The organism is Candidatus Symbiopectobacterium sp. (assembly GCF_020054415.1).
Taxonomy (GTDB): Bacteria; Pseudomonadota; Gammaproteobacteria; order Enterobacterales; family Enterobacteriaceae; genus Symbiopectobacterium.
Map to the genome: position 1 here is coordinate 1 of NZ_JAHWCO010000635.1, position 2,922 is coordinate 2,922.

The 2,922-nt window shown below is 54.1% G+C and carries 2 protein-coding genes and 3 pseudogenes; 2 read left to right on the forward strand and 3 right to left on the reverse strand.

Annotated elements, in window-relative coordinates; genetic code table 11:
* Window positions 1–111, forward strand: a 111-nt coding sequence (locus tag QZ506_RS18505; RefSeq protein WP_291972479.1) for an IS1 family transposase, incomplete at its 5' end; no start/stop codon positions are given.
* 28 nt (window positions 112–139) lie between these two features.
* Here QZ506_RS18505 and QZ506_RS18510 read toward each other — a convergent pair.
* From QZ506_RS18510 to QZ506_RS18520, 3 genes and pseudogenes are all read right to left on the reverse strand, one after another.
* A pseudogene (locus QZ506_RS18510) lies at window positions 140–409 on the reverse strand (ABC transporter substrate-binding protein); the annotation flags it as partial.
* Window positions 410–761: 352 nt separating this feature from the next.
* A complete protein-coding gene (locus QZ506_RS18515) occupies window positions 762–2,213 on the reverse strand; it encodes an NAD-dependent succinate-semialdehyde dehydrogenase (RefSeq protein ID WP_291973047.1) in 1,452 nt (483 codons plus the stop codon).
* Between the two features lie 13 nt (window positions 2,214–2,226).
* A pseudogene (locus QZ506_RS18520) lies at window positions 2,227–2,738 on the reverse strand (aminotransferase class III-fold pyridoxal phosphate-dependent enzyme); the annotation flags it as partial.
* Between the two features lie 71 nt (window positions 2,739–2,809).
* Here QZ506_RS18520 and QZ506_RS18525 point away from each other — a divergent pair.
* Window positions 2,810–2,922: pseudogene (locus QZ506_RS18525) on the forward strand (IS5/IS1182 family transposase); the annotation flags it as partial.

Below are 2,922 nucleotides of genomic sequence, written 5' to 3' on the forward strand. Positions count from 1 at the left end.
CTGCGTAACCGATTGCAACGGCTCAATCGCAAGACGCCCGGATATTCAAAATCATCCGAAATGCACGATAGGATCATCGGTACTTACATCGAACGCGAGTACTACGTTTGATGCTACATCAACTCATTGAATACACGACCCCGCGTACCAGCTCCGGCCCTTCCACTTCAACCACATCCCAGCCAACCTGACCGGTTTCCACCATCGCGCGAATACGGGCCATCTCCCCGTTGTATTCCCCCGCTTCTACCGTTCCTTTACCCGCCGCAGCGAAAGGTTTGTAGAAAGCTTTATCCTGAGCGTCCTTGTTCAAGCCGCCAAACGAGACAACGGTTACGGTTTCAGCATAGGCCTGTGAAGCCATGGCAGTAACCAGCGCACAGAGCGCCATTTTTTTCACTGCGGACATCTTGGACGGTAACTTCTTGGTCAACATAGTGCGGCTCCTGGAGAGTTCGTCAACGTAAAATGCGGGCTGTACCCATCACAATTTTTTTGATGCATCATGCATCAAATAATAAGCATAATCTGTGCCATGAATTCGGATTACCCCTGACTGATTAGCTGAATTACCGCGATTGGAGCCTGAAAAAGACATAGGGAATTTTTATGGCTGGCTGCACTGTCCTGACGCCGCGTTTTTTGCTTTGTTGTGGTGCATCAGGTCACACGCTGCACCAGCAAAAGGCGGAGGCTGCCAACAACATCACGCCAAAATGCGGCACTGCCAGAAATGGGTTTCTGGACCGTGCCACTTGGCATTACGACAAATCTACGCAGAGATATTTCATCTCCAGATAATCTTCAATGCCGAAACGCGAGCCTTCACGTCCTAAACCGGACTGTTTCACACCACCAAACGGTGCCACTTCGTTGGAGATAAGACCGGTATTGATACCGACCATGCCGTAATCCAACGCTTCCGGCACCTTCCACTGGCGTACTGCATCGCTGGTATAGACGTAGGCAGCCAACCCGAACTCGGTGTCGTTCGCCATGGCGATAGCCTCAGCGTCATCCTTGAACGGGAATAACGGCGCCACCGGGCCAAAGGTTTCTTCGCGCGCAAAGCGCATTTGCGGCGTAACATCGGCAATCACGGTCGGCGTAAAGAAGGTTCCACCCAGCGTATGCAGCTTGCCACCGGTCAGTAACGTTGCGCCTTTACCCAACGCATCGGCAATGTGTTGCTCAACTTTATCGACCGCGCCGGCATCAATCAGCGGCCCTTGTGTAACGCCCGGCTGCGTACCTCCGCCCACCTTCAGCTTCTCAACTTCTTCGACCAAACGCTGTTTCAGCGCCGGGTAGATGCCCTGCTGTACGTAGATGCGGTTAGCACAGACGCAGGTTTGCCCACTGTTACGAAACTTCGAGGCCAAAATGCCTTTGATGGCGGATTCCAAATCAGCATCATCAAACACGATGAACGGGGCGTTGCCGCCGAGTTCCAGCGACAATTTTTTCACCGTCGGCGCACTCTGCGCCATCAGGATGCGGCCCACTTCCGTCGACCCGGTAAAACTCAGCTTGCGGATCACCGAGCTGTCGCACAGCACTTTACCCACGTCAGCCGCTTCACCGGTGATCACCTGCAACACACCGCGCGGAATGCCCGCCTGATTAGCCAACTCCGCCAACGCTAACGCGGTAAAGGGCGTTTGCTCGGCCGGTTTGACAATCATGGTGCAGCCTGCTGCCAGTGCCGGCCCCACTTTTCGCGTGATCATCGCCGCCGGGAAATTCCATGGCGTGATAGCCGCACACACACCAATTGGCTGTTTGATCACCAATAGCCGCTGGTGCCCTTGCGGTGTCTGCAACACGCTGCCTTCGATGCGTTTTGCCTCTTCTGCAAACCACTCGATAAACGAGGTGGCATAGGTGACTTCACCTTTCGCTTCGGCCAGCGGTTTGCCCTGCTCAGCTGTCAGGATAGTGGCCAGAGCATCCTGATGTTCTACTATCAGACGTGCCCAGGTTTGCAGCAGGCTCGCACGGGCTTTCCCCGTCAAGGCGCGCCAGCTCACCAGCGCCTTTTCGGCTGCTGCAATGGCTGTCGACGTTTGTGACGCGGTCACTAATGGTACAGAACCAAGCACAGCCCCGGTTGCCGGGTTGGTCACCTCAAGGGTGTCACCACGTTCGCTGTTCTGCCATTCACCGTCAATCAAGCATTGCTGACGGAAAAGAACGTTGTTTTTCAATTGCATAATATTCCTCTGGTTACTTCGCCAACACGCTGGTCAAAACCTTCAGCTCCTGACTGAACTGCGCATCAGGGATGGTCAGCGGATACAGAAACGAATCACGTTGCCGTGTACCCCACAGGTTAACAGTAGCAGACCTTGCTCCAACGCCGCCTGTTGGTAACGGCGCGTCAGTTCAGCGGAAGGTTTGCCGGTCGCCGGATCGTTAAACTCGACGGCCACCATTGACCCTTGGGCTCGAATCGCCACAATCCCCGGGCAAGATGCCTTGGCACTTTGCAACGTTTCTACCAACTGCGCTCCGAGGCTTTGTGCCCGTTGGCGCAGCTGTTCTTCATTGATAATATCGAGCACTGTCAGCGCAGAAGCAACGGCCAGCGGGTTGCCCGCATAGGTGCCGCCCAACCCGCCAAGGCCAGGTGCATCCATCACGTCAGCGCGACCCACTACGCCTGAAATCGGAAAACAGCCCCCCAAGCTTTTCGCCATGGTGATCAGATCCGCTTTTTCCGCATAGTATTCCAGGCTTTGTTGAATAAATAGAACTTTTGGGTAATCATCTGAGCAGATCTCCACAGTTGTTTCAAAATCAGGTCTCCATGGCAAAACAAAATTTTAAAATCACCAACTGGCCCTCTTATAACAAGGCCCTCAAGCAGCGCGGTTCTCTAACCGTATGGCTAGATGAATCAGCCATTGCTGCATGGACGGA